Consider the following 26,150-nt stretch of genomic DNA (forward strand, 5'->3'; position numbering starts at 1 on the left):
TCAGTGGAAGATGATGTTGAGGATGATGGTCAGGGCGAGTGCGACTCCGGCCAGTGGCGCCGCCTTGAGGTACCACGGCTTTCCAACGCTGTCCGGGTCGTGGAAGATCTCGCGCGGGGTCTCCGAGTACACCAGGCCGGCCAGCTCCGCTGCGGGCTTGGGGGCCGTGACCATGCTGACCGCGATGCTCACCAGGATGTCGACGACGAACGCCGCGGCGGCCGCCACGAACGGCACGCCCTGCCCGGGCAGGTTGATCACGCCGGTCTCGCCGAGGATGAAAACGAATACCGCGGAAAGCGTTCCGGCCACCAGCCCGGTCCAGCCGGCCGTCGCGGTCATCCGTTTCCAGAACATGCCGAGGATGAACGTGGCGAACAGCGGTGCGTTGAAGAACCCGAACAGCGTCTGCAGATAGTCCATCAGGTTGGAGTAGCCCGCGGCGATCAGTGCGGTGAACACCGCCGCCACCGTCGCCACCACGGTCGCGACCCGCCCGACCTGGATGTAGTAGCCGTCGGGGCGGTCCTTCACCACGTACTGCTGCCAGATGTCGTAGCTGAACACCGTGTTGAACGCCGAGATGTTGGCCGCCATACCGGCCATGAACGAGGCGAGCAGTCCGGTGACGGCGACTCCGAGCAGACCGTTGGGCAGGATGTCGCGGATCATCACCAACATCGCGTCGTTGTAGGTGATCTCACCCGCGCCGGTGGTTTTCAGCTGGATGACGTCACCGATCGCGGCGGCCGCGATCATGCCGGGGATCACCACCACGAACGGGATGAACATCTTCGGGAACGAGGCGATGATCGGCGATCGCCGGGCCGCCGAGATCGAATCCGACGCCATGGCCCGCTGCACCTCGACGAAGTTGGTGGTCCAGTAGCCGAAGGACAGCACGAAGCCGAGGCCGAAGACGATGCCGATGACCGACCAGAGCGGACTGCTGAAGCCCGAGAGCGCCTGGCCCGGCCAGGTGGTGAGCTGCTCGTGCACCGATGCGGTCCTGGTGCCGTCGGACATGGTGTCGATAACCTTGTCCTTCAGCCCGCTCCAGCCGCCGACCTTGATCAGGCCGAAGACGGTGAGCGGCACCAGCGCGGCCAGGATCACGAAGAACTGCAGCACCTCGTTGTAGATGGCCGCCGAGAGCCCGCCGAGCGCGGTGTAGGTGAGCACGATGACCGCGGCGACGACCAGCGACAACCACCGGTTCCAGCCGAGCAGCACGTTGATGACGGTGGCCAGCAGAAACAGGTTGACGCCCGCGATCAGCACCTGCGCGACGGCGAAGCTGATGGCGTTGACCAGGTGTGCGCCCGGACCGAAGCGCCTGCGCATGAATTCGGGCACGCTGCGCACCTTGGAGCCGTAGTAGAACGGCATCATCACCACGCCGAGGAACAGCATGGCCGGGACCGCGCCGATCCAGTAGTAGTGCATCGTGGACAGGCCGATCTCGGCGCCGTTGGCCGACATGCCCATGATCTCGATGGCGCCGAGGTTGGCCGACACGAAGGCCAGGCCGGTCACCCAGGCGGGCAGGCGGCGGCCGGACAGGAAGAAGTCCAGGCTGGTCGAGATCTGGCTGCGGGCGATGTAGCCGATCCCCAGCACGAAGACGAAGTAGATGGCGATCAGCAGATAGTCGACGGCACCGACGGGCAGGCGCAGGACGCTTTCGGCGGCCAGCGTGGACGTGGTCGGGGTAGCGGTCAGGGTCATTCACACCTTCTGAAGTGATCATGTTCCAACGAAAACAATCAGAACCTAACAGCAAATCCTCATTCACATGTCGCGTTCCGTGAGAATCTGTTTGTTACTGTTCGCTTGCCGCATGTGATCGAGGAGGTGTCATCGCCGATGTTGGCCGCCGAACGCCGCCGCGCGATCCTGCGCGCACTGGAGTCGGACGGAGCGGTCCGGGTTGCCGACCTGGCCGCGCACCTGGCCGTGTCGGAGATGACGGTGCGTCGTGATCTGGACGCCATGGACGCCGAGGATCTGCTGCGCAAGGTGCACGGCGGGGCGCTCACCCGGCACAACCGCGGTGAGGAGCCGCGGTCCTCGGTCAAGGCCGCCCAGCACCGCATCGAGAAGGCCGCGATCGCCGACGTCGCCGCGGCCTCGGTCGCCGACGGCGTCACCATCGCGATCAGCGCGGGCACCACGACGACCGAACTCGCCCGCAGGCTGCGGAACCGGTCGTCGATCACCGTGGTGACCAATTCGCTGACCGTCTTCGAGGTCCTGACCGCGCCGTCCCCCGAGGGCACCGACGCTCCCCTGGTCTATCTCACCGGCGGGGTGCGCACCCCGTCCGACGCCCTGGTCGGACCGATCGCCGACGCCTCGATCGCCTCCTTCCGGGTCGACGCCACCTACCTGGGTGTGCACGGTTTCGACCCGGAGGCCGGGTTGACATCGCCGAATATCGCCGAGGCACAGACGAACCGGACCCTGATCGGCATCGGGGCCAGGACCGTGGTGCTGGCCGACCACTCCAAATACGGGGAGATCGGCACCAACGTGTTCGCCGGTCTGGGCCAGGTCGACACGCTGATCGTCGACGACGGGCTCGCCGCCGAGGGCCGCGCCGCGCTGGCGGGTCTGGTCGGTGACGTCGTGCTGGCCGCGGTGACGGGACGGTCATGACCGAACCGCTGCGCTGGACGCTTGCCGACGGCCGCGAACAGCTGTATTTCGCCCTGCCGGGCCACACCCCGGCCCCCGTCCCGGACCGGCGCCCGTTGCCGCCCCGCGGGGACCAGCAGTCCCAGCTGCGTTTCGACCGCCAGACCGGGCAGTGGGTGGTGATCGCGGCGCTGCGCCAGGATCGGACCCATCTGCCCGCCGCCGACCAGTGCCCGCTCTGCCCGGGACCGTCCGGGCAGACCAGCGAGATCCCGGCGGCGGACTACGCCGTCGTGGTGTTCGAGAACCGCTTCCCCAGCCTGTCCGGGGATACGAACACCGGCGCGCTGGCCACTACCACCGGGACCACGGGCACCGATTTCGTCTCGGCACCCGGGTACGGCCGGTGCGAGGTGATCAGCTTCTCCAGCGATCACACCGGGGCCTTCGCCCAGCTGCCGGGCCCCCAGGCCCGGCTGGTGGTGTCGGCGTGGCGGCACCGCACCGCGGATCTGCTCGGCCGCAGCGGAATACGGCAGGTGTTCTGTTTCGAGAACCGCGGCGAGGAGATCGGCGTCACGCTCAACCATCCGCACGGGCAGATCTACGGCTATCCGTACCTGACCCCGCGCACCGAACACATGCTGCGTGCCGCGCACGGCCACCGGGCGGCCAACGGCACCAATCTGTTCGCCGATCTGCTGGCCGCCGAACTCTCCGCGGGCGCGCGGATCGTCGCCCGCACCGACCTGTTCACCGCGTTCGTCCCATTCGCCGCACGCTGGCCCGTGGAGGTCCACATCTATCCGAATCGCTTCGCGCACAATCTCCTCGACCTCGACGACGACGAGCTCGACGGATTCGCCGAGATCTACCGCGACATCCTGCAGCGATTCGACCGGATGTATCCCACCCAGCTGCCCTACATCTCGGCACTGCACCAGTACCGCGACGACGACACTCAGCGCGAGGGCTACTTCCACGTCGAGTTGATGTCGGTGCGGCGCAGCGCGACCAAGCTCAAGTACCTGGCCGGTTCGGAATCGGCGATGGACGCCTTCATCGGCGACGTGACGCCGGAGAGCGTCGCAGCGCGACTTCGGGAGCTGTGAGGATGACCGAGACCATCGGGTACGCGGCCCCGGGCCGGATCAACCTGATCGGCGAGCACACCGACTACAACCTCGGCTGGGCCTTGCCCATCGCCCTGCCGCAACGCGTCGTGGTCGGCTACTGGCCGGACGGGTCGGACACCCTCACGGTGCGCAGCGATCACGAAGCCGGCGATGTGGCGATACCGCTCGCCACCCGTCCCGGTGAGATCACCGGCTGGGCCGCCTACCCCGCCGGGATCGTCTGGGCGCTGGCCACCTTCGGTCACCCGGTGACCGGTGGCACCATGACCATCACCAGCGATGTGGAGATCGGTGCCGGCCTGGCGTCCTCGGCGGCGCTGGAATGCGCGGTGCTTGGTGCGCTCGCCACCGGCACCGACATCGACCGCATCGAGCAGGCCCGGATCGCGCAGCGGGCCGAGAACGACTACGTCGGCGCACCGACCGGGCTGATGGATCAGCTCGCCTCGTTGTTCGGTGAGCCCCGCCATGCGATGCTCGTCGATTTCTGCGATGTCACGGTGCGGCCCGTACCGTTCGACCCGGATGCGGCGGGTATCACGCTGTTAGTGATGAACTCGCACGCCGCGCATCGTCATGCCGGCGGCGAGTACGCCGCGCGGCGCGCCTCCTGCGAGCGGGCGGCGGCCGCGCTGGGGGTGGCCTCCCTGCGCGAGGTGCAGACCCGAGGGCCTGCCGCGCTCGACGTCCTCACCGATGTCGAGGATGCCCGGCGCGCCCGGCACATTCTCACCGAGAACCAACGGGTTCTCGACGTCGTCGCGGCGCTCGATGTTTCCGACTACGCCGGGCTGGGCCGGATTCTCACCGCCTCGCATGCCTCGATGCGCGACGATTTCGAGATCACCACGCCGCATATCGACCTGATCGCCGATACCGCGGTGCGGGCCGGCGCGCTGGGCGCCAGGATGACCGGAGGCGGGTTCGGTGGCTGCGTGATCGCGCTGGTGCCCACCGAACGTGCCGACAGTGTCGGCGATGCGGTGCGCTCGACGGTGACCGCGGCCGGCTATCCCGAGCCGACGATCACACCCGTCCGGGCGGCGATGGGGGCCACCAGCGTCGACCCGTCATGACGGCCCGGCATCGGCGAGCACCCGCGCGACGACGTACTCGGCGATCGCCATGGACGACGTGGCTCCCGGCGACGGCGCATTGCGCACATGGGTGATGCGACCGCCGCCGCTGATGGCGAAGTCGTCGATCAGGTCCCCGTTGGCGGCCATTGCCTGGGCGCGGATCCCCCGGCCTCCGGCGACGACGTCGTGGACGCCGATCCCGGGAACGTAGCGTGCGGCGTTCGCGACGAAGCGCCGCCTGCTGAGCACCGTGGCGGACTCGCGCACCGCCGTCGGCACGTTGTGCGCCGCGAACCTCCAGAACCCCGGGAACGCCATGGTGGCGACGACATCGGCGGGACGCGCCTGCGACCAGCGGTAGGCCTCGCGCCCCGGCGAGAGGAACGCATTGGGGCCGAGCATGATCTCGCCGTCGATCCGCCGGGTGAGATGGACTCCCAGGAAAGGGTATTTCGGGTCGGGCACCGGATAGACCAGCCCCTTCACCAGATGCCGCTTCTCGGGGCTGAGCAGGACGTAGTCACCGAAGAACGGGATGATCCGTGGGGACTTGGGGTCCCCCGCGGTCCGTGCCACCCGGTCGGATTGCAGCCCCGCGCAGGTGACGGCCAGGTCGAACTCCTCGGCCGAATCCGGCGTGCGGACTTCGACTCCCCTGACGGTCTCGGCAATCGAGGTGACCTCATGGCCGCACCGGATCGACCCTCCGGAGTCCTCGATGTCGCGGGCCAGTTCCATGGTCACCGCCACGTAGTCGACGATGGCCGTATGCGGCGAGTGCAGTGCGCGCCTGCCCGTGACGTAGGGCTCGACCTCGCGCAGTTCCTCCCCGCCGATCAGCCGGACCCCGGGCACGCCGTTGGCCTTCGCCTTACGCGCGATCTCGTCGAGTCTCACCATCTCGACATCGTTCTGCGCGACGACCACCTTGCCGCACTCGTCGACGGCGATGGCCCGCTCTTCGCAGAACCGTTTGAGCAGCCCGACACCGCGCCGGCACAACTGGGCTTTGAGGCCGCCCGGCTCGTAGTACAGGCCCGCGTGGATCACCCCGGAGTTGTGCCCGGTCTGATGGGAGGCGAGCCCGGCCTCCTTCTCGAAGACGGTGACGGTCGCGCCCGGCAGCCGACGGGTGAGCTCGCGTGCGACCGCGACTCCGATGACGCCGCCGCCGACGACTGCGCAGCGATGAGGTTTCATGACCGTCTCCGGATCGGGGCGTGCGGCACGCAGCAATCGAACTACAGTTTCATCCAACATATCCCCGACGACACGCGCCGACCCGGAGCGGTCCTGGAACGGTGAGGCCGAGATGAGCGACCCGACCGCGAGCCTGCTGCACGAGTTGGTAACGGTGGCGGCGGCGGCCGCACCCCAGCGGTCCGCACTGATCACCGATGCGGGCGCGACGGTGACGTTCGCCGAGTTCGACCGCCAGATCCGTTGTGTCGCATCCTGGGTGGCCGAGCACACCGCACCGGGTGACCGGGTGGCGGTGATCGCCGACAACGGCGCGGCCTACGCCCAGCTGTATTACGGTGTGCCGCGCGCCGGCCGGGTACTCACCATGATCAACCAGCGCCTGCACCCGGCCGAGCAGGCCGCGCAGCTCGCGGCCACCCGTCCCGCCGTGCTGCTCGGCGACGCCGCCTACCTGTCCGCGCTGCCCGATGCATCAACCACCACGCGCATCGTGACCTTCGAATCGGCGGAATGGGAAACGGCCACCACGGGTGATCCGCGGTCCGCCGCCACCGCACATCCGGACGATCCGGCCTGGCTGTTGTTCACCAGCGGATCCACCGGTGTTCCGAAAGGTGTTGTACACAGCCATCGTTCGATACTGGCCGCGGTGCGGGGCACCGTCGCGGGCCGGTCGGTCGAGCCGGGCGGGGTGTATCTGCTGCCGTTCCCGATGTGCCACATCGCCGGATACAACCTGCTGGTCCACCACTCGGTGGCCTCGACGGTGGTGCTGACCCGGCGATTCCGCCCCGACGAGTTCGCCGGACTGGTCACCGCGCACGGTGTGCGGTCGTGCTCGCTGGCTCCCACCATGCTGCATGCGCTGCTGGACCACCTGCGACGCACCGGCATCGAACTTCCGACCCTGCGGGCCATCGCCTACGGATCGGCCGCGATGCCGCTCGGGTTGCTGCGCCGGGCGATCGAGGTGCTCGGCGTCGACTTCCATCAGGGTTACGGTATGACCGAAACCGCAGGCAACGTCACGTTCCTGGGCCCGCGCGAGCATCGGGCCGGGGCCGCCGGGGAGGTCGGATTGCTCACCAGCGCCGGACACCCCCATGCCGGGGTCGAGATCGCGATCCTCGATGCGGCGGGCACCGCGCTACCGGTGGATGCGGTCGGCGAGATCGCGGTCCGGGGCGATCAGGTCACCCCCGGTTTCTGGCCCGACGGCGCGGTGGGCCCGTGGCTGCGCACCGGCGACATGGGCCGGATCGACACCGACGGCCGGTTGTCCGTCGTCGACCGGCTCAAGGACATCATCGTCACGGGCGGTGAGAATGTGTCCTCCCGCGAGGTCGAGGACACCCTGTCCGGCCATCCCGATGTGGATCAGGTGGCGGCCGTCGGGGTCCCCGACGAGTACTGGGGCGAGGCGGTGTGCGCGGTCGTCGTCGCGGTCGCCGGTCGCGAGCCGACCGAGCAGGAGTTGATCGACCACGTCCGGTCGGTGCTGGCGGGTTTCAAACGGCCCCGCCATATCCTGTTCGCCGATGAGCTACCGCTGACCGGTAACGGCAAGGTCGCCAAGGGCGTCGTCCGGGACTGGGCCCGCGCGGCGGTCGGGGGACGCACCGAGCACCCGTAGCAGGTCGGGCTTCATCCGCTGCAACTCCTGCCCCCAGTACCCCCAGCTGTGGATGCCGTCCGGGAAGTCGAACACCCCGTTGTCGCCGCCGGCCGCGATGTAGGCATCGGTGAACGCCCGATTCGAGTCGATCGCGAATCCCTCCAGGAAACCCAGACCTCCGATCGGGGCATCCGGACTGGCCAGCGCGGGGTCGCGGGCCGTGCCGTTGCCGCAGTACACCCAGATCCTGGTGCCGTTGGCGACGAGACGGCCGACGTTGACGGTGGGATCGTTGCGGGCCCAGGCCGGATCCCCCGGCGGCCCCCACATATCGTCCGGGTCGAATCCGCCGTTCCACATCATCGCGATCCGCACCTTGCCGGGCCAGTCCGCGGCCGACAGGTTCAGGAAGCCGGACAGCGAACCCGCGAAGATGAACCGATCGGGGTAGTAGGCCGCGAGAGTCAGGGCCGACGAGCCGCCCATGGACAGCCCCACGACGGCGTTTCCGCTCTCCGCGGTGTCGCGGTTGGTGGCCAGCCAGGCCGGTAGTTCGGCGGTCAGGAAGGTCTCCCACTTGTAGGTGGTCGTGCCCGCGTTGCCCGCCGCCGGTGCGTACCAGTCGCTGTAGAAACTGGATTTCCCGCCGACCGGCATGACCACCGAGATCCCGGTGCCGGCATACCAGTCGAAGGCCGCGGTGTTGATGTCCCAGCCGTTGCGGTCGTCGCCCGCTTCCATGCTGTCGAGCAGATACAGCGCGTGCGAACCCGGTCCGCCGTCGAGGAACTGCACGCGGATGTCGCGGCCCATCGCCGCCGAGGGCACCTCGAGAGTTTCGGTCGGGGTGTTCGAATACGCCTGGACCGCAGGCGCGAACAGCACGCCCGAGATCAGCGCGGCCGCACCGGCGACGGCCGCGTACCGCCACATCACGCCAATCATCCTCATTCGTCCGTGGCCAACCCCTCAAACGGCCCCGACTCAGCGGACGATACGCCGAATGCTGGAGTTCTCGCGACGTTTCGCCCAATGCCACCGACATGTCAAATTATCGATGGCGAAAATGGGCTGGTCCCGGCCCGCGCGGTGCTAATGTTCGCCGCCATCGGGGCGAGTGGACGGAGCGCACCATGGCCACCGGATACGACTGGACCAGACCCGCGGCGATGGCCATCCCACCGCAGGGCTACTTCCGGATGGAACGGGGCCGCTACGGCCCGGTCTTCCCGAGAACACCTGCCTGTTACGGATTTTCGATCATCGCGAAGGTGAAGGCGGGCTGCGAGGAGGCGATCCGCGCCCACGGGAAGCTGATCGAGGATGCGGTGGCGGGCAGCCCGGACGTGCTCGCCCCGCTGAAGCTGCACTATTTGCGTTGGCAGCTGTTCGATGTCGGGTCGGGACTGCACTTCCAATACCAGGGCATCTTCGACACCGATTTCGACAAGTACACCGAGGATGCGGTGCAACTGTTCAGCCAGACCGGCATCACCACGGTCTTCACCAACCTGGAGGGCTTCCCGGACGACTGGAAGGAAAACCCGGCCGCCTTCGTGGAGTTCGTTCGCCGCCACCACGTGCCCAGCTTCCTGGAGTACGGGGAGTACCCGTACGTGACGGCCGACGAGATCAAGAAGGCCCTGCGGCTCAAAGCCGCGTTCTCCGACATGCTCGACCAGATGCAGTGACCGGGGTCGCGCGCGATGCTCGAACTCGACGACATCCAGCACATCGTGCTGACCCGGACCCCGGCCATCACCGGCCGGTACGAATTCCTGACGTTCGACACGCCCTCGGGCGGGCGGGCCTGGCTGTCCGAACTCGCGGACAAGGTGCAGTCGGCCGCCGATGTGGCGGCCACCATGGACGATTCCGACCGCTGGGTCTCGTTGGCGTTCACCTGGACCGGTCTGCGCGCGCTCGGCGTACCCGAAGACTCGCTGGCGACGTTCCCCGACGCGTTTCGCGAGGGGATGGTGGCCCGGGCCGCCATCCTCGGTGACACCGGGGCCAACGCCCCCGAGCACTGGGTCGGCGGCCTGGCCGGTGCCGACCTGCACGCGATCGCGATCCTGTTCGCCCGCACCGCAGAACAGTGCGGGCGTTCGATCGCCGAGCACGACAGGCTACTCGCCAGAACCGAAGGGGTTCGCAGCCTTTCACACCTCGACCTCAATTCGACGCCGCCGTTCGACCACGCCCACGACCATTTCGGATTCCGGGACCGGCTGTCGCAGCCGGTGATCGAGGGCTCCGGTGAGCAGCCCACACCGGGCTCGGGAGCGCCGCTGCGCCCGGGCGAGTTCATCCTCGGCTACCCGGACGAGGCCGGCCCGCCCGCCAACCTGCCACAGCCGGACGCGTTGTCGCGCAACGGAACGTTCATGGCGTACCGACGACTCGCCGAGCACGTCGCGGTGTTCCGCGACTATCTGGACGAGCATTCCGACAGCCCGCAGGGCCCGGAACTGCTCGCGGCGAAGTTCATGGGCCGCTGGCGGTCCGGCGCTCCCCTGGTGCTCAGCCCCGACCGCGACGATCCCGAACTGGGCGCAGACCTCATGCGCAACAACGATTTCAACTACGGGGAGATGGATCCGTTCGGCTATGCCTGTCCGCTCGGCGCGCACGCCCGCCGGCTGAACCCGCGGGACACCGCGCACTACCTCAACCGCCGCAGGATGATCCGCAGGGGCGCCACCTACGGTCCCGAACTGCCCGACGGCGCACCCGATGACGGTGCGGACCGCGGGATCGCGGCGTTCATCATCTGTGCGGATCTGGTCCGGCAGTTCGAGTTCGCGCAGAACGTGTGGATCAACGACGAGTCGTTCCACGAACTGGGCAACGAGCACGACCCGATCTGCGGCAGCCAGGACGGGGCCATGGACTTCACCGTCCCGAAGCGGCCGATCCGCACGGTGCACAAAGGGATCCCGGCTTTCACCACGCTCCGGGGCGGAGCGTACTTCTTCCTGCCCGGCATCTCGGGCCTGACCTACCTGGCAACCCTGGACGGCAGGGATCGACCATGACCGGCGCCCGCACCTACAACCAGACCCATCTACCCCGCCGACCGGACCGGCGCAGGAGGATCAGCATCTACTGGACGTGGAGCTATCCGTGGGAGGCGCAACGCGACCCGGCCGCGATGGAGAACCGGTTCTCCACCATGACCGAGGTCCGTAATGCGTTGTGGCCCAGTTATGAAACCCCCGACTATCAGGCGGCGAATTTCCTGCAGGGCATCGCCGGGACGCTCGAGCTGTTCCACCGCTCGACCCTGGCGTTCCAGGAGCTGGCCTGCAGCGTCACCGGGCATCCGGTGGCGGTGTTCCAGCGGGTCGACCAGGCCGGCTACCACCAGCCGATCGACGACCGCGTCCTCGACGACTGCGACACCTTGCTGGTTTTCGGTCTCGACCATGTGTTGGCTCAACAACAGGCCTCGGCGGCCGAGGTCGAGGCGATCCGGGGCTGGCTGGGGCGCGAGGGAACATGTCTGCTGCTGGCACCCCACCACGACGTCGGCGACACCGACGACTATGCGCGCAGGCAGGTTGAGTACCTGCACCACGGGGACCCACTGGTGCCGCGCCAGCAGCGGTTCGGCCGGTACACCCGCTCACTGATGGCGGCACTGGACGTGCCGGTGCACAACAACTGGGGGTTGCGGCCCGCCGTGCTTCCTGGGGCCGCCGGGGCGGGCCCGCAGATCGCGCCGCTGCGGGCGCGGCCGGATCTGGACTCCGCCGGGCTGCTCACCGACGTCACGACATTCAACTTCCACCCGCACCTGCCGCATTACGAACTCACCGCGCCGGAGAGCGACGCGGTGCGAGTGCTGGGGCGCCAGCCGGTCGACCTGACCCGCCCGCATCCGTTCACCGAGGCAGGCAACACCGAGCTCAACGCGCTCATCTGGTTGCCCGCCAGCGGCGCCCGCGCGGGCGACATCGTGCTGGTGGACTCGACGAACTTCACCACACTGTTCGGCGGCACGCTCAGCCTCAGAAACCTCTGGAACAACCTGGCGACGATGCCGTAGCCGATTCGGGTCAGGGCAGCGCACCGAGGAACGGGTTGACGAACTGGGGTGCCGGCCCAGGCGCGGGCGTGGTGGGCTGCGCCTGCTGTGCCGGTTCCCCGACGGTCGCCGGTGTCGCCGACTGCACCGGCCCCGGCGCGAACAGTTGCGGGCCCGCCGGGCCCGGCAGCGCCGCGACCGGCAGGTGCGCGATGGGATCGGTCGCGGGAGCGGGGGCCAGGCCCGGGTTGGCCTGCACGGGCGTGGGCACCGGCGCCGGGGCGGCCTGCGGGGGCACCTGTGCCACGACGGCCTGGGCCGGCGGCTGGGCCGGAACGGCCCGGGGCGGGATGCTCTGGGCGGGTTCGGCGGCCTGCATCACCGGGCTGGCCTGCGGCACGGCGATTTCGACGGTCGGCTCGCGCGGTTGGTAGGCCTGGGTGGCGCGCAGGGTGCGTTCGGCGACCTCGGTCGTCGGTGTCTCGGATTCGAGCACGGCGGCGCGTGGGGCCTCCGTGCGGGGTACGGCGACCGCGATCATCTGCGGGCTTCCGGCCAGCGCGGCCGACGGCGGCTCCGGGGCGGGTTGCGGGCCGCTGCGGACCGACGACTGCGACCCGACGACCAGCAGTGCGACCACCACGGTGGCGGCGGCGACACCGCCGATCCGCAGCCCGTTCGACACCATGGTGCGTTCCCGGCGCACCAGCGCGGGACAGCTTCGCCGCGCCGGAACCGCATCCGTCGCGACGGCGTACGCCGCGGCCTGGGCCACCGACAGCTCGGTCGCGGCGGCCTCGCCGTCATCGTCGCCGTCGTCCCCGTCGTCCCTGTCCGGTGCGGGCACCGGACGGACATCGCCGAACCCGCCGGCCTTGAGGGCGGCGATCAGCGTGCCGGCCTCGGCACCGAGATCATCGGACCAGGTGACGCCGACCGACCGGATGTCCTGGCCGCTGGAGGCGGCGATGGCGCGGGCACCACGGGCCGCCGTGGCCGCCCGTTCGGCCAGTTCATCGGCGTCGTCCACGGTGAAGGCGTCATCGTCCAACGGCGATCCGTCGGGTTCGGCGTCGCTGACCAGGGCCCAACCCACGCACCCGGAGGTCAGCGACAGTCCCAGTACGGTCTTCACCCCGTTGGCCTCAATTCCTCATCTCCACCCGACGTCCACCCCGACGATTGCCGCGACGAGCATATTTTGCTCGCCACGGTCGGGCATCTTGTGGAGAACGCGAAATTCGGTCGCCGACGGCGGCCGACCGCCACCCGGTCAAAGGCCTTACCAGCACGTTGACCTCGACGAACCTGCACCTCAGGCCACTCGTTTTGCACCGCATCCACCCGATATTCAATAGCTGGCCACATAATGAGAAAACCATTAATAAAGTCGGCGGGACATTTCAAGGCCGCGCCGGACGCGTGCATCCGGCGCCGGCAGCCGTTGATGCGACACCGTTTCGACACGCTCTAGCCTGTCACGATGCTCACCGAACTGGTCGACCTCCCCGGCGGTCCGTTCCGGATGGGGTCGACGGACTTCTACCCGGAGGAATCCCCGGTGCACGAGGTGACCGTCGAGCCGTTCGCGATCGAACGCCACCCGGTCACCAACGCGCAGTTCGCCGAGTTCGTCTCCGCCACGGGGTATGTGACCGTCGCCGAGCGCCCGCTCGATCCGGCCGACTTCCCCGGCGTCCCGCCCGAAGAGCTGGTGCCGGGCGGCCTGGCGTTCCAGCCGACCGCGGGCCCGGTGGATCTGCGGGACTGGCGGCAGTGGTGGACGTGGGCGCCCGGCGCCCGCTGGAGCCGCCCGTTCGGTCCGGACTCCACGGTGGCTGACCGGCCCGAGCACCCCGTGGTGCAGGTGGCCTACCCCGACGCCGTGGCATACGCGGCCTGGGCCGGCCGTCGCCTGCCCAGCGAGGCGCAGTGGGAGTACGCGGCGCGGGGCGGATCGGCCACCACCTACGCCTGGGGTGAGGACGTGCGTCCCGGGGGGCGGCTGATGGCCAACACCTGGCAGGGCGCATTCCCCTACCGCAACGACGGTGCGCTCGGCTGGGTCGGCACGTCACCGGTGGGGACCTTCCCGGCCAACGGATTCGGGCTGGTGGACATGATCGGCAACGTGTGGGAGTGGACCAGCACCCGCTACACCACCCGCCACCGGCCCGGCGAACCGGCGTCAGGGTGCTGCCCGCCGCCGGGCGGCGACCCGTCGGTCAACCAGGCCATCAAGGGCGGTTCGCACCTGTGCGCGCCGGAGTACTGCCACCGCTACCGGCCGGCCGCCCGGTCCCCGCAATCGCAGGACAGCGCCACCACCCACATCGGCTTCCGCTGCATCGCGGACTCGGCGACCGCCCGGTGACGACGCCGGGAGCGGCGCGGCCGCACGGGCCCACGCGGGCCTGGGCGGCGGTCGGGGTGCTGGCGGGCGTGTCGGTGTTGAACTACGTCGACCGGTTCCTGCCGTCGGTGCTGGCCGAGCCAATCAAGGGCGATCTGGCCCTGTCCGACACCGCGATCGGCGTGATCAACGGTTTCGGGTTTCTCATCGTGTACGCGGTACTCGGCGTCGTGATCGCGCGGATCGCCGACCGCGGCGCGTACGGCGCCGTGGTGGCCGGGTGCCTGACCCTGTGGGGCGCCATGACCATGCTCGGCGGCGCGGTCCAGTCCGGCCTGCAGCTCGCGCTCACCAGGGTGGGTGTCGCGGTGGGCGAGGCCGGAAGCGTTCCCGCGGCGCACGCCTACGTCGCGCGCAATTTCCGCCCCGAGCGACGCGCCGCGCCGCTCGCCGTCATCACGATCTCCATCCCGGTGGCCAGTGCGGCCGCCGTCCTCGGTGGCGGGCTGCTGGCCGAATCCTTCGGGTGGCGGACCACATTCGTCATCATGGGGGCGCTGAGCGTGATCGTCGCCCCCTCGGTGTTGCTGCTGGTGGGTGCCCGCCAGGCGCTACCGGCCCCGGCCGCGCCGCGGGCCCCGGTCAACCGGTGGGAGCTGCTGCGCAAGCCCAGTTTCCTGGCCATCGTCGCGGGCACCGCGGTGATGTCGATGGCCGGCTACTCGCTGTCCACGTTCGGACCGGCGTTCCTGATGCGGACCCGCGACATGTCCCTGAGTGCGGTGGGCCTGGCCTACGGTGTGGCCAGCGGGGTCACCGGCGTGCTCGGGCTGCTCATCGTCGGCTGGCTGGCCGACCGGCTGACCGCACGCGACCCGCGGTGGCCGCTGTGGATCGTGGTCGCGATGACGGCGCTGCTGCTGCCCGCGTCGGTACTGGCCTTCGTCGTCGACAACCGGATGGCGTGCGTGTGGCTGCTGGCGTTGAGCTACGCGATCGGCACGTCGTATCTGGCGCCGTCCATCGCGGCGGTGCAGCGGCTGGTGCCGCCCGGGCAGCGGGCCACGGCCTCGGCGATCTTCCTGTTCTTCAACGCGGTCTTCGGTTCGGTCGGCCCGTTCCTGACCGGGCTGATCAGCGACACCCTGGCCCCCCGGTTCGGCGCGCAGGCCCTCGCGCACGCCCTGCTGATCGTGGTGCCGACGATGCAGCTGCTCGCGATCGGCTGCTACGCCGCGGCGGGCCTGCGCTACCGCGCCGACCTCGTCGAGGCCTCCGGCTGAGCCGTCGGGTCGGCTCGGGGTCCGCGCCGGGTCGCGCCCCACAACCCCACGCCGATCCCGACCACCGCGCCGCCGAGGCCGATGACCCGCTGCGAGCGTCTCATCTCGGAGTGCACGGCGAGACCGCCGAGCAGATCGGCCGCGTCGGCGCCGCCCGACGCCAGGAACCATCCTCGGGTGTTCCCACCGCGCAGGCCCGCGGCGAGCAGCAACCCACCGATCAGCGCGTCGCGGTAGCCCATCGAGCGCAGCAGCAACCGCGCGGTCGGATCGGGTGCGTCGGGCGATCCCCACAACCGGTTCGCCCGCAGCGGGTCGACCAGGAACGAGACACCCGATGCGAGGCGGATACCGCCCGCGGCCAACGCCGCCCGGTCGATCGTCACCGTCAGAGCATATGGTCGATTACGCCAAGTCGGTGCCAGCCGGCCGAACTCCCGCAATGATTGAAATACCCGAGTCGAGGAGCGCACAGATGGCCACGATCGAAGCCAACGCACAGACCGACACACCGTTCGACGAGGATGTTGCGGCCACCCAGGCCTATTTCGACAGTCCGCGCTTCGAGGGGGTGACCCGCCTGTACTCGGCCCGCCAGGTGGCCGAGCAACGCGGCACCATCCCCTCCGACTATCCGGTGGCCAGGGAGGCGGCCGCGGCCTTCTACCCCTACCTGCGCGAACTGTTCGCCGCCAAGAAGAGCATCACCACCTTCGGGCCGTATTCGCCGGGCCAGGCCGTGGTGATGAAACGGATGGGCATCGGGGGCATCTATCTCGGCGGGTGGGCGACGTCGGCGAAGGGCTCGATCAGTGAGGACCCCGGACCCGATCTGGCCAGCTATCCGCTGAGCCAGGTGCCCGACGAGGCCGCCGGCCTGGTCCGCGCCCTGCTCACCGCCGACCGCAATCAGCAGTATCTGCGGCTGAAGATGACTCCGGAGCAGCGGGCCGCGACCCCGGCCGTCGACTACCGGCCGTTCGTCATCGCCGACGCCGACACCGGCCACGGTGGCGACCCGCACGTGCGGAACCTGATCCGCCGCTTCGTCGAGTCCGGCGTGCCCGGCTACCACATCGAGGATCAGCGGCCCGGCACCAAGAAGTGCGGCCATCAGGGTGGCAAGGTGCTGGTGCCGTCGGATGAACAGATCAAGCGGCTCAACACGGCCCGGTTCCAGCTCGACATCATGCGGGTGCCGGGCATCATCGTGGCCCGCACCGACGCCGAGGCCGCCAACCTGATCGACAGCCGGGCCGATGAGCGCGATCAGCCGTTCCTGCTGGGCGCGACCAATCTCAAAGTCCCCTCCTACAAATCGTGTTTTCTGGCGATGGTGCGGCGGTTCTACGACGCGGGGGTGACCGAACTCAACGGGCACCTGCTGTACGCGCTGCCCGACGGCGAGTACAGGGCCGCCGAGGCGTGGCTGGAACGCGAGGGCGTGATGAACCTGATCGCCCAGGAGGCCGAGGCCTGGAAACAGGGACAGGGCGAATCGGTCGACACCATCTTCGACAAGGTCGAGTCGGCGTTCGTCGACGCGTGGCAGGACGACGCCGGGCTGAACACCTACGCCGAGGCCGTCGCCGAACTGCTGGAATTCCGTCAGCGCGAGGGTGAACCGACCGATATGACCGCCGACGAATGGCGCAGGTTCGCGGCACGGGCGCCGCTGTACTCGGCGCGGGAGAAGGCCACCCAGCTCGGCGCCGACGTCGCCTGGGACTGCGAGCGGGCCAAGACCTCCGAGGGGTACTACCAGGTGCGTGGCGGGATCCCGTACGCGATCGCCAAGTCGCTGGCGGCCGCGCCGTTCGCCGACATCCTGTGGATGGAGACCAAGACCGCCGACCTCGCCGACGCCAAGCAGTTCGCCGACGCGATCCACGCCGAGTTCCCCGACCAGATGCTGGCCTACAACCTCTCACCGTCGTTCAACTGGGACACCACCGGGATGTCCGACGACGAGATGCGGGCGTTCCCCGAGGAACTCGCGAAGATGGGGTTCGTCTTCAACTTCATCACCTACGGCGGCCATCAGGTCGACGGCGTCGCCTGCGAGGAGTTCGCCACCTCGCTGCGCCAGGAAGGGATGCTCGCGCTGGCCCGGCTGCAGCGCAAGATGCGGCTCGTCGAATCCCCCTACCGCACACCGCAAACCCTGGTCGGCGGACCGCGCAGCGATGCCGCCCTGGCCGCCTCGTCCGGCCGCACCGCGACCACCAAGGCCATGGGTAAAGGGTCCACCCAGCATCAGCACCTGGTGCAGACCGAGGTGCCCAAGAAGCTGCTGGAGGATTGGCTGGCGTTGTGGAGCGAGCATTACCAGCTCGGCGAGACGCTGCGGGTGCAGCTGCGGCCCCGGCGGGCCGGTTCGGATGTGCTCGACCTCGGCATCTACAGCGGTGACGGTACCGAGCCGGTGGCCAACGTCGTGGTCGATCCGATCAAGGACCGGCACGGCCGCAGCATCCTCACGGTCCGCGACCAGAACACGTTCTCCGAGAAGCTGCGGCAGAAGCGCCTGATGGACCTGATCCATCTCTGGCTGATCCACCGGTTCAAGGCCGAGATCGTGTACTACGTGACGCCGACCGAGGACAACAACTACCAGACCGAGAAGATGAAGGCGCACGGCATCTTCAGCGATGTCTACCAGGAGGTCGGCGAGATCATCGTGGCCGATGTGAACAAACCCCGCATCGAGGAGTTGCTGGCGTCGGACCGTGCGGCGCTCGGCCGGCTGATCCGCAAGGAGGACTGACCTGCCGCTGCAGAACCGGGTCACCCCGGACGGGAAGATCATCGCGACCCCGGAGCGGGGTACCTACATGGGTAACCGCGGCATTCTGCACGACGGCGACCGGAACCTGGTCCGCACCTCGCGGAACTCGATGTGGTTGATCTGCCGGCTCGAATTCAAGGGCCGCCGACGCGAATTGATGCGTCCGGGCAGCTACACCGAGCTGTTCTTCTCCGACGAGGCGGTGGCCTTGGCCGCCGGGCACCGGCCCTGCGCCGAATGCCGACGCCCGCGCTACCGCGCCTACATCGACGCGGCGAACACCGGCACGGACGATCCGATCGGGTCGGCGAAGGATCTGGACCGGGCGCTCAACGCGGCCCGCCGGTCGCCCCGGACGACGGCCGACGTCGCATCGCTGCCCGACGGGGCGTTCGTCGCGTTGGGCGACAACGACTTCCGGCTGGTCTGGGACGGCTCCATGCATCGGTGGACGCCGGGTGGCTATGTCGATGCGCTGCCGGTCGCCGACCGGCGGGCGCGGGTGCTGACACCGTCGCTGTCGGTGCGTGCGCTCCGTTACGGCTACCGTCCAGATGTCATACTTCGGTAACCGCTCAGGCCGTAACGGGTCCGCCTAATTGTGGCTTAATGAAAATCGATGACCAAAGCACAGTGGCCGGTTCTGACCCGGCGCAGAATGTTGTTGGGCGCGGCGGCAGTCGGCGGCTTCCTCGCCGTGGACGTGGGTGCCGTCCTGTTCGCGTCGAATACCCTCGGAGCACGCCGGCTGACCCCGCAGGCTCTGGTGGACGCTTTCCGGACGGTCTCCGGCTCGCACCCCGGATACCGCGTCAACCATGCCAAGGGCGTTGCGGTTTCGGGATATTTCGACAGCAACGGCAACGGTGCCGAACTGTCCCGCGCCGCGGTGTTCGCGCCGGGACGCACGCCGGTGCTGGGCCGGTTCTCGTTCGGCGGCGGCAATCCCTCGGTGGCCGACAAACCGTCCCTCGGGCGTGGCCTCGGCCTGTCCGTGGGCTTCCCGGGCCGCCAGCAGTGGCGCATGGCCCTGCTGAATCTTCCTGTGTTCACCGACAAGTCACCCGAGGCTTTCTACGAGCGGACGCTGGCCGGTAAACCCGTTCCGGGCACCGGCGAACCCGACCCTGAGCTGATGGAAGCGTTCCTGGCCCAGCATCCCGAGACCGTCCGCGCCATGAAGGTGATCAAGGCCAGCCCGCCCAGCCCGGGGTTCTCCGACAGCACCTACCGCAGCCTGATCACCTTCTACTTCGTCAACGACGACGGGGTCCGGGTTCCGGTCCGGTGGTCGCTGGTACCGATGCAGCAGGCCCGGCCGCCGGCCGGGGGCGACAACGGGATGTTCGATGCCCTGATCGGTCAGATGCGCAGCGGCCCGGTCCGTTGGCGACTGCTGCTGACCGTCGGTGAACCGCAGGATCCGGTGGCCGATGCCACGCTCCCGTGGCCGGAGGACCGACGCTCGGTCGATGCGGGGGTGCTGACCCTCGACGTGATCGAGACCGAACGCCCGGGCAACGCCCGCGATGTCAACTTCGATCCGCTGGTGCTGCCGGACGGGATCGAACCGTCCGACGATCCGCTGCTGAGCGCCAGGTCGGCGGCCTACGCCGCCTCATACCGGCTGCGCACCAGCCAATCTCAGACCACGCCCCCGCAGGTCGAGGTCGGGGAGGTGCGGTCATGACCGAAACCGTTCCGGCCGCCAGGCATGCGACGTCGATGCGGGCGCTGCACTGGCTCAGCGCCGCCCTGGTGTTCGCCACGCTGCTCATCGGGTTCACCATGGTCAGTTCGACCGCCAGCTACTCCACCCTGATCGTCATCCACAAGACCCTGGGTGTGACGATCCTGGTGGTGACCGCGCTGCGGCTGGGCAACCGGATCTTTCACCGGTTGCCTGCGCTGCCCGCCACCGTGGGCAGCCTGGAGTTGCGGCTGGTGGAGATCTCGGAGTACTCGATGTACGGGCTGCTGCTGGCGCAGCCGCTCGTAGGGTGGGCGATGGTCTCGGCGGCGGGCAGTCCGGTGACCATCCTGGGATCGGTGCGGCTCCCCCGGATCGCACCGTTCGACGCCGATCTGTACGGCCTGCTCCGGCAGGCGCACACGGTCCTGGCCATCGCGCTGGTGGTGGTGATCGCCGCGCATGTGTCGGCGGTGCTGCTGCACAGCGTCACCCTGCGGGACGGAATGTTGCGGCGCATGACGTTTCGGATCACGGGGCGCAAATAGACCGGCGTCACCGCCGGCCGGAGCCCGCGCACGCCCTGGCGGCCAGCGCCGAGAATACGAAGGCCGCGAGTTCCGACCAGCCGGCGATACCGTCGAGTCCGCTCTTGGCCATCAGCGTCAGCGCCGCACCGGCGACGCAGATCAGTGCGCCGGTCATCACCGACCTGGCGCCGGTGACGGACACCGGCCCGTCCCACCATGGCAACCGGCGATGTTCGAGCGGTGCGAGCAGCCGGAACACCGCGACCATGATCACGGCGAATACCGCTGCGCGCAGGGCCAGCAGGCTCCAGAACCCGGCGGCGTGCGGGTCGAACGCGTCCAGGCCGACCGCGTGCAGCGCGAAGGTCGCGACCGCGATGGCGGGGATGTGCCACAGGTAGATGGTCATCGCCCCGCCGTTGCCGACCGCGACGGCGCGCCACACCCGCGGGCGGCGCGCCCAGCGGCCGATCGCCCCGGCCGCCGCCACGAACAGCAATGACATCCAGGTGCAGTGCAGGGCGAGCAGCAGCGTCGGCGGCGAGACGTTGGACACCCGCTCGGTGCCGGTGACCACCAGCGATACGTCGTAGCTTCCCGTCGACGCGAGGGCCACCTGCCCGGCCAAGGCCACCACGGCGACCGCCACCGCCAGGCCCGGCCGGATCAGGCGCCGCGCGTAGGCCACCCCGAACACCACCGGGATGAGCCAGACGACAACCAGATTCGGCACACCGGCCGCCGTACCCAACGCGAACCGGAGCGTGTCGAAGGCTGCCGCGGCCGCGAGCAGCGACGCCGACACGACCGCCACGGTCCGTCCCGACGTCATCCGGGCGAGCGCGGGGACGAACGCCAGCACCACCAGGTACACGCCGAGGAACCACAGCAGCGCCACACATTCGCGGCCGAGCGCCTCGGCGGATTCCGCGCCCATCGTGGCGTCCACCACGACCAGGGCGACCGCCCACACCGCCAGATACCAGAACACCGGACGGCACAACCGCTGCGCCCGGCTCAACAGCCAAGCCCCCCAGCGGGTTCCGGTATCACCGCCGGACGCCCCAGGATGCCAGCTGTAGGCGCCCGCGGCCCCGCCGGCCAGGAAGAACAACGGCATCACCTGCAGCACCCAGGTGATCGGGCTGAGCGCGGGCAGCGCACCGAGGATGTTGCCGACCCGGACACCGCCGGAGTCGATCGTGGCGAGCAGCATCGCGCAATGCCCGAACATCACCACCAGCAGCGCGCCGATGCGCGCCACGTCGACCGCACGGTCGCGATCGGGTCTGGTCCGGCTCGCGAGGTCATCGCCGGACCGCGCGGCCTCATGGGTTGGCATAGGTTCAGTCTGCCGCTGCGGCGGCGCCGCGGAATGGGTAGTACTACGCGAAAGACGGCCTACGCCGGCCGGGCATGCCAGTACATTGCTCGTGTGGGCAGAAACCCGTTGGCCAACGGCCGGGCCCGCTGGCTGGTGCTGGTGGCCTCGGTGGTGGTGTCCGCCGGCATGTTCTACGCCCAGAGCGGCACCCCGACCGAATGCTGCACCGAAGAACCCCAGGCCGCCGCGCCGACGGGGCAGGCCGGCGCACCGGAGGCCGGGCCTGCCGCCGCCAGCCCACGGGCCGCCGAGTTGGTCGCGGCGAGCGCGCCGGTCGGGGCGAGCGACTTTCAGGTCGCGCTGCCGGCCGGTATCACGCCCGAGCAGGGTCTGCAGGTCAAGACCATCTGGGTGGCGCGGGCGATCAACCTGATGTTTCCCGAGATCACCACGATCGGCGGGTTTCGGCAGGACCCGCTGAAGTGGCACCCCAACGGGCTCGCGATCGACGTGATGATCCCCAACTACCACTCCGACGAGGGCATCGCCCTGGGCAACCAGATCGCCGGATTCGCCCTGGCCAACGCCGAACGCTGGGGCGTGCTCCATGTGATCTGGCGACAGGGGTTCTACCCGGGTATCGGCGCGCCGAGCTGGACGGCGGATTACGGCAACGAAACCGCCAACCACTTCGACCACGTACACATCGCCACCGACGGCGGCGGATACCCGACCGGGCGCGAGGTCTACTATCTCGGATCGATGCGGACCGCCCCGCAGAACTGATCGGCGGGCCGCGCTGCGGCCTTGATCACATTTGCCAGAATCGTGTGAGGTGTACCGCAGCGGCCATTCCCCGCGGTGAAAACGGGAGCGCTCTCGGCCGGCCGGTTGAAATGGCCTGGCCCGACTGGTCTTTCACCGCGATCGTGACCGCTTCGCCGGATGCGGGCACCATCTGCACCGGATACCCGGCCCGGCCCGTCGTGGCGGAACGATTTGCCACCGCGCACCGAGCCGCCGGTATGGTGCCCGCCGTGAGAACGCCTACGTCAACCGCTGCCCGCTACCGCCGGCCGGCAGCCGCGGCGGCCGTTGTCGTCGCCCTGGCCACCTCGCTGGTCGCCGGGGCCGGGACCGATCCGACCGGCGGCGATCAGGCCGCCTGCTGCGTCGAGATGGCACCGACAGCCCCCAGGGCCCCGCAAGAGGCGCCGCCCAGCGCGGCACGGCACGTCAGGCACGTGCTGGCCGCCGGGGTGGCACCGGAAAAGGGCCTTCAGGTCGAGACGATCCTGGCGGCGCGCGCTGTCAGTGGCATGTTTCCCGAAATCCTCACCATCGGCGGGGTCCGGCCGGACTCCATGAGATGGCATCCCGACGGCCTGGCGATCGACGTGATGATCCCGAACTACCGCAGCCCGCAGGGTAAGGCCCTGGGAGACCGCATTGTGGCGTTCGCCCTGGAGAACGCGGACCGATTCGGGTTGAACCATGTCCTCTGGCGACAGACCTCCTACGGTCCCGGGCGGGCTCCGCGCCACATGAGCAGCCGCGGTGGCGATACCGCGAACCATTTCGATCACGTTCACATCGCCACCAACGGCGGCGGCTATCCGAAGGGCAACGAAACCTACCTGAGCTGACCGCCGCCGCCTCTGCCTTTGCCGTCAGATCACTCTCGTGCACAACACCAGCGATAACGGCGGTGTATCCATCGATTAACCGTTTGCCACCATGGTGCGCCCACGGCCGTAACCCCGAGTAGGCACCGAACCGCTCGGGAAAGATCATTTCGGCTTTACCCGAAATGGACCGCCGGGTAACAATTCGGCCCGAAAAAGGGCCGCCTCGCAAACGGTGCGAAACGTGGCCGCAGGAGCCCCTCCCCGGGCCCGCGGCGGATCCGACGCCGTCGGCATGCGTGCCCTGCGCCCACCGGCCCTGCGATCATCGTCGCAGCCAGTCGGACGATAGCCGGGATGCCCGGGACCGGTGGCGGCCACCCGTGCCGCGTCCGAGCGCAGGCCCGGTTCGGGAAATGGGAATTCCGCAAACAGCAAATGCGGTGACATTTACGGCATTATCCTTTTGCCAAGCAGGGCCGCGGGGGTGCCTGGAGTCGGCTGTTCGTATCGAATGCGATACGAACAGTTTCCTCATGGCGGCCCTGAGAACAATGGTTGAGCGGTTGCGACGGGTTCTGTGGCCATGACCGCCCTTTGCGTTGGGGAGGAAGCGTGAGCGCTGACCCGTCGAGACGGCTGCTGTCGATCGACCTGCTCGACCGCGACGAGCACGACCAACTCGACGGGTGGGGCAACCGGGCGGCGCTGGCCCGGCCGGCCCACCCCCCGATATCGATACCGGAGTTGTTCGCGGCGCAGGTGGACCGGGACCCGGATACGGTGGCGCTGGTCTGCGGCGAGCGCGCCTGGACCTATCGCGGGCTCGACGAGGCCGCCGACCGGTTGGCCAATGTCCTGGTGGACCACGGCTGCGGACCGGGTGCGCGGGTGGCGCTGCTGCTCCCCCGTTCCGGCGAGGCGATCGTGGCGATCCTCGCGGTGCTCAAGTGCGGGGCCGCGTACCTGCCGATGGATCCGGCGCATCCCGACGCGCGGATCGACTTCATGATCGCCGACGCCGCGCCGGTCGCCGCGCTCACCACCGCCGAGCTGCGGCCACGTTTGGCCGGTGGCCGAACCGCTCTGGCTGTCATCGGCGTCGACGATCCCGTCCGGGACGGGCCAGCAGGCAGCGGGTGGCCGGCACCGGCCCCCGACGATCTCGCCTACCTGACCTACACGTCCGGAACCACCGGCGTCCCCAAGGCCGTCGCGGTCACCCACCACAACGTCACGCAGCTGCTGCGGCGATTGCCCGCCGCCCTGCCCGCTGGGCCGGGACAGGTGTGGTCGCAATGGCATTCGCTGGTGTTCGACGTGTCGGTGTGGGAGATCTGGGGTGCGCTGCTACACGGCGGCCGGCTGGTGGTGGTGCCCGAATCGGTGGGCAACTCACCCCACGACCTCAATGCCCTGCTGGTCAGCGAAAAAGTCACCGTGTTGTGCCAAACACCGTCGGCGGCGGGAATGCTGCCAAAGGACCGGCTGGACGGCACGGCGCTGGTGGTGGCCGGCGAGGCCTGCCCGGCGGAGCTGGTCAAACGGTGGGCGCCCGGGCGCGTCATGATTAACGCCTACGGGCCGACCGAGGCCACCATCTACGCCGCGATGAGCGCACCGCTGGCCGCGGATGCGGATCCGGCCCCGATCGGCCGACCGGTGCCGCACGCCGCGGCGTTCGTCCTCGACAGTTTCTTGCGCCCGGCCCCCGAGGGCGTGGTGGGTGAGCTGTATGTGGCCGGCGCGGGCGTCGCCGTCGGATACGCGGGCCGCCCCGGGTTGACGGCGGCCCGGTTCGTGGCCTGTCCGTTCGCCGAGGGCGGTCAGCGGATGTACCGCACCGGCGACCTGGTGCGGTGGGATGAGCACGGGCAGCTGCAGTACCTGGGCCGCGGCGACGAGCAGGTCAAGATCCGCGGCTACCGCATCGAACTGGGCGAAATCCAGTCCGCCCTCGCCGAATTGGACGGTGTCGAGCAGGCCGTGGTGATCGCCCGCGAGGACCGGCCAGGCGACAGACGTCTGGTCGGCTACATCACCGGCACCGCCGATCCGGCCGGGACACGCGCCGCGCTGGCCGAACGGCTCCCGCCGTTCATGGTCCCGGTCGCGGTGGTGGCGTTGGAGTTCGTCCCGCTTACCGTCAACGGCAAGCTCGACCGGCGGGCGCTTCCTGCGCCGGAGTACCGGGCCGCAGGTGAATACCGGGCCCCGGGCAGCGCGGCCGAGACGGCGCTGGCCGAGATCTTCGCTCAGGTGCTGGGTGTCGACCGGGTCGGCGTCGACGACTCGTTTTTCGCCATGGGCGGCGACAGCATCCTGTCGATGCAGGTGGTGGCGCGGGCCAGGGCACAGGGCCTGCTGTGCCGGCCGCGCGATCTGTTCGCCGGCCAGACCGTGGCGCGGTTGGCGGCGGTCGCCGAGGCGGTCGGCGGCCAGGGCGGGCCGGTCGACGCGGGCACCGGGCCGGTGACGGCCACCCCGATCATCCGCTGGCTGCAAACCGTCGACGGTCCCGTCGACCAGTTCAATCAGACCGTCGTGCTGACCGCCCCGGACGCGGTGACCGAAGCCGACGCGGTGGCCGTCCTGCGGGCGCTGCTGGATCACCATGCCACCCTGCGGCTGCGGGCGACCCACGACTGGTCGCTCTCGGTGCCCGATGCGGGCACGGTCGACGCGGCCGACTGCCTGCGTTCGGTGGACGCGTTGTCGGTCGAGGCGCTGCGGGCGGCGCGGTCGCGGCTGGACCCGGCCGCGGGCCGGATGGTGTCGGCGCTGTGGGTGCCCGGCACCGGCCGGCTGGCGCTGATGATCCATCACCTCGCCGTCGACGGGGTGTCATGGCGAATCC

General features: G+C 69.3%; 22 protein-coding genes. 16 read left to right on the forward strand and 6 right to left on the reverse strand.

The genetic code is table 11. From position 1 onward, the window contains the following. Positions 1–1,728 (reverse strand): sodium:solute symporter family protein, encoded by a 1,728-nt coding sequence (locus ACWDTP_RS11100; RefSeq protein ID WP_450019486.1) that lies wholly within the window; start codon positions 1,726–1,728, stop codon positions 1–3. Positions 1,729–1,854: 126 nt separating this feature from the next. Between ACWDTP_RS11100 and ACWDTP_RS11105 the strand changes: the two genes are divergently transcribed. Genes ACWDTP_RS11105 through ACWDTP_RS11115 form a run of 3 tightly spaced genes read left to right on the forward strand, consistent with a single transcriptional unit; the run spans position 1,855 to position 4,849 of the window. Then, complete coding sequence (locus tag ACWDTP_RS11105; RefSeq protein ID WP_450019488.1) at positions 1,855–2,658, forward strand: DeoR/GlpR family DNA-binding transcription regulator; 804 nt, start codon at positions 1,855–1,857, stop codon at positions 2,656–2,658. Continuing rightward, complete coding sequence (gene galT / locus ACWDTP_RS11110; protein ID WP_450019490.1) at positions 2,655–3,749, forward strand: galactose-1-phosphate uridylyltransferase; 1,095 nt, start codon at positions 2,655–2,657, stop codon at positions 3,747–3,749. Before ACWDTP_RS11105 ends, galT begins: the two co-directional genes overlap by 4 nt. A gap of 2 nt (positions 3,750–3,751) precedes the next feature. Further along, positions 3,752–4,849: a galactokinase gene (locus ACWDTP_RS11115; protein WP_450019492.1), complete on the forward strand. Its 1,098-nt coding sequence runs from the start codon at positions 3,752–3,754 to the stop codon at positions 4,847–4,849. On the opposite strand, the gene lhgO is transcribed toward ACWDTP_RS11115, so the two are convergent. After that, positions 4,844–6,052: an L-2-hydroxyglutarate oxidase gene (gene lhgO, locus ACWDTP_RS11120; RefSeq protein ID WP_450019494.1), complete on the reverse strand. Its 1,209-nt coding sequence runs from the start codon at positions 6,050–6,052 to the stop codon at positions 4,844–4,846. The genes ACWDTP_RS11115 and lhgO overlap by 6 nt on opposite strands. 112 nt (positions 6,053–6,164) lie before the next feature. On the opposite strand from lhgO, the gene ACWDTP_RS11125 reads away from it, so the two are divergent. Then, positions 6,165–7,688, forward strand: coding sequence for an AMP-binding protein (locus ACWDTP_RS11125; RefSeq protein ID WP_450019496.1), 1,524 nt, complete (start codon positions 6,165–6,167; stop codon positions 7,686–7,688). Here ACWDTP_RS11125 and ACWDTP_RS11130 read toward each other — a convergent pair. Next, complete coding sequence (locus ACWDTP_RS11130; RefSeq protein ID WP_450019498.1) at positions 7,599–8,603, reverse strand: esterase family protein; 1,005 nt, start codon at positions 8,601–8,603, stop codon at positions 7,599–7,601. The two genes, ACWDTP_RS11125 and ACWDTP_RS11130, sit on opposite strands and share 90 nt — an antisense overlap. A 200-nt stretch (positions 8,604–8,803) precedes the next feature. Here ACWDTP_RS11130 and ACWDTP_RS11135 point away from each other — a divergent pair, with 200 nt between their 5' ends. The 3 genes from ACWDTP_RS11135 to ACWDTP_RS11145 are packed head-to-tail and all read left to right on the forward strand — an operon-like array spanning position 8,804 to position 11,721. Then, a complete protein-coding gene (locus tag ACWDTP_RS11135; RefSeq protein WP_450019500.1) occupies positions 8,804–9,361 on the forward strand; it encodes a hypothetical protein in 558 nt (185 codons plus the stop codon). Positions 9,362–9,376: 15 nt separating this feature from the next. Beyond that, positions 9,377–10,708 (forward strand): Dyp-type peroxidase, encoded by a 1,332-nt coding sequence (locus ACWDTP_RS11140; protein ID WP_450019502.1) that lies wholly within the window; start codon positions 9,377–9,379, stop codon positions 10,706–10,708. Beyond that, a complete protein-coding gene (locus tag ACWDTP_RS11145) occupies positions 10,705–11,721 on the forward strand; it encodes a hypothetical protein (RefSeq protein WP_450019504.1) in 1,017 nt (338 codons plus the stop codon). Before ACWDTP_RS11140 ends, ACWDTP_RS11145 begins: the two co-directional genes overlap by 4 nt. A gap of 10 nt (positions 11,722–11,731) precedes the next feature. Here the strand turns inward: ACWDTP_RS11145 and ACWDTP_RS11150 are convergent, their stop codons facing one another. Then, positions 11,732–12,835, reverse strand: coding sequence for a hypothetical protein (locus tag ACWDTP_RS11150; RefSeq protein ID WP_450019506.1), 1,104 nt, complete (start codon positions 12,833–12,835; stop codon positions 11,732–11,734). A gap of 348 nt (positions 12,836–13,183) precedes the next feature. Here ACWDTP_RS11150 and ACWDTP_RS11155 point away from each other — a divergent pair, with 348 nt between their 5' ends. Both ACWDTP_RS11155 and ACWDTP_RS11160 read left to right on the forward strand, forming a co-directional pair. Further along, positions 13,184–14,074, forward strand: coding sequence for a formylglycine-generating enzyme family protein (locus ACWDTP_RS11155; protein ID WP_450019508.1), 891 nt, complete (start codon positions 13,184–13,186; stop codon positions 14,072–14,074). Next, entirely contained in the window at positions 14,071–15,336 is a 1,266-nt protein-coding gene (locus ACWDTP_RS11160) for a spinster family MFS transporter (protein WP_450019510.1), read from the forward strand. The genes ACWDTP_RS11155 and ACWDTP_RS11160 overlap by 4 nt, the downstream gene beginning before the upstream one ends. On the opposite strand, the gene ACWDTP_RS11165 is transcribed toward ACWDTP_RS11160, so the two are convergent. After that, on the reverse strand, positions 15,303–15,722 hold the full coding sequence (locus ACWDTP_RS11165; RefSeq protein ID WP_450019512.1) for a DUF4267 domain-containing protein: 420 nt from the start codon (positions 15,720–15,722) through the stop codon (positions 15,303–15,305). The genes ACWDTP_RS11160 and ACWDTP_RS11165 overlap by 34 nt on opposite strands. Before the next feature lie 89 nt (positions 15,723–15,811). Between ACWDTP_RS11165 and aceA the strand changes: the two genes are divergently transcribed. The 4 genes from aceA (at position 15,812) to ACWDTP_RS11185 (ending at position 20,362) form a co-directional block, all read left to right on the forward strand. Next, positions 15,812–18,103 carry an isocitrate lyase ICL2 gene (aceA, locus tag ACWDTP_RS11170; protein WP_450019514.1) on the forward strand — a complete coding sequence of 764 codons (2,292 nt, stop codon included), beginning with the start codon at positions 15,812–15,814 and terminating at the stop codon, positions 18,101–18,103. A gap of 67 nt (positions 18,104–18,170) precedes the next feature. Continuing rightward, positions 18,171–18,695, forward strand: a complete 525-nt coding sequence (locus tag ACWDTP_RS11175; protein WP_450019516.1) for a hypothetical protein — start codon at positions 18,171–18,173, stop codon at positions 18,693–18,695. Positions 18,696–18,743: 48 nt separating this feature from the next. After that, positions 18,744–19,814, forward strand: a complete 1,071-nt coding sequence (locus tag ACWDTP_RS11180; RefSeq protein ID WP_450019518.1) for a catalase family peroxidase — start codon at positions 18,744–18,746, stop codon at positions 19,812–19,814. Further along, positions 19,811–20,362, forward strand: a complete 552-nt coding sequence (locus tag ACWDTP_RS11185; RefSeq protein WP_450019520.1) for a cytochrome b — start codon at positions 19,811–19,813, stop codon at positions 20,360–20,362. The genes ACWDTP_RS11180 and ACWDTP_RS11185 overlap by 4 nt, the downstream gene beginning before the upstream one ends. 7 nt (positions 20,363–20,369) lie before the next feature. On the opposite strand, the gene ACWDTP_RS11190 is transcribed toward ACWDTP_RS11185, so the two are convergent. Further along, entirely contained in the window at positions 20,370–21,686 is a 1,317-nt protein-coding gene (locus tag ACWDTP_RS11190) for an acyltransferase family protein (RefSeq protein ID WP_450019522.1), read from the reverse strand. A gap of 33 nt (positions 21,687–21,719) precedes the next feature. Between ACWDTP_RS11190 and ACWDTP_RS11195 the strand changes: the two genes are divergently transcribed. The 3 genes from ACWDTP_RS11195 to ACWDTP_RS11205 form a co-directional block, all read left to right on the forward strand. After that, entirely contained in the window at positions 21,720–22,454 is a 735-nt protein-coding gene (locus ACWDTP_RS11195) for a glycoside hydrolase (RefSeq protein ID WP_450019524.1), read from the forward strand. Between the two features lie 239 nt (positions 22,455–22,693). Then, a complete protein-coding gene (locus ACWDTP_RS11200; RefSeq protein ID WP_450019530.1) occupies positions 22,694–23,314 on the forward strand; it encodes a hypothetical protein in 621 nt (206 codons plus the stop codon). A 594-nt stretch (positions 23,315–23,908) separates the two neighbouring features. After that, on the forward strand, positions 23,909–26,150 hold a 2,242-nt coding region (locus ACWDTP_RS11205; RefSeq protein ID WP_450019526.1), incomplete at its 3' end, for a non-ribosomal peptide synthetase.

Source organism: Mycobacterium sp. NPDC003449 (genome assembly GCF_053588415.1).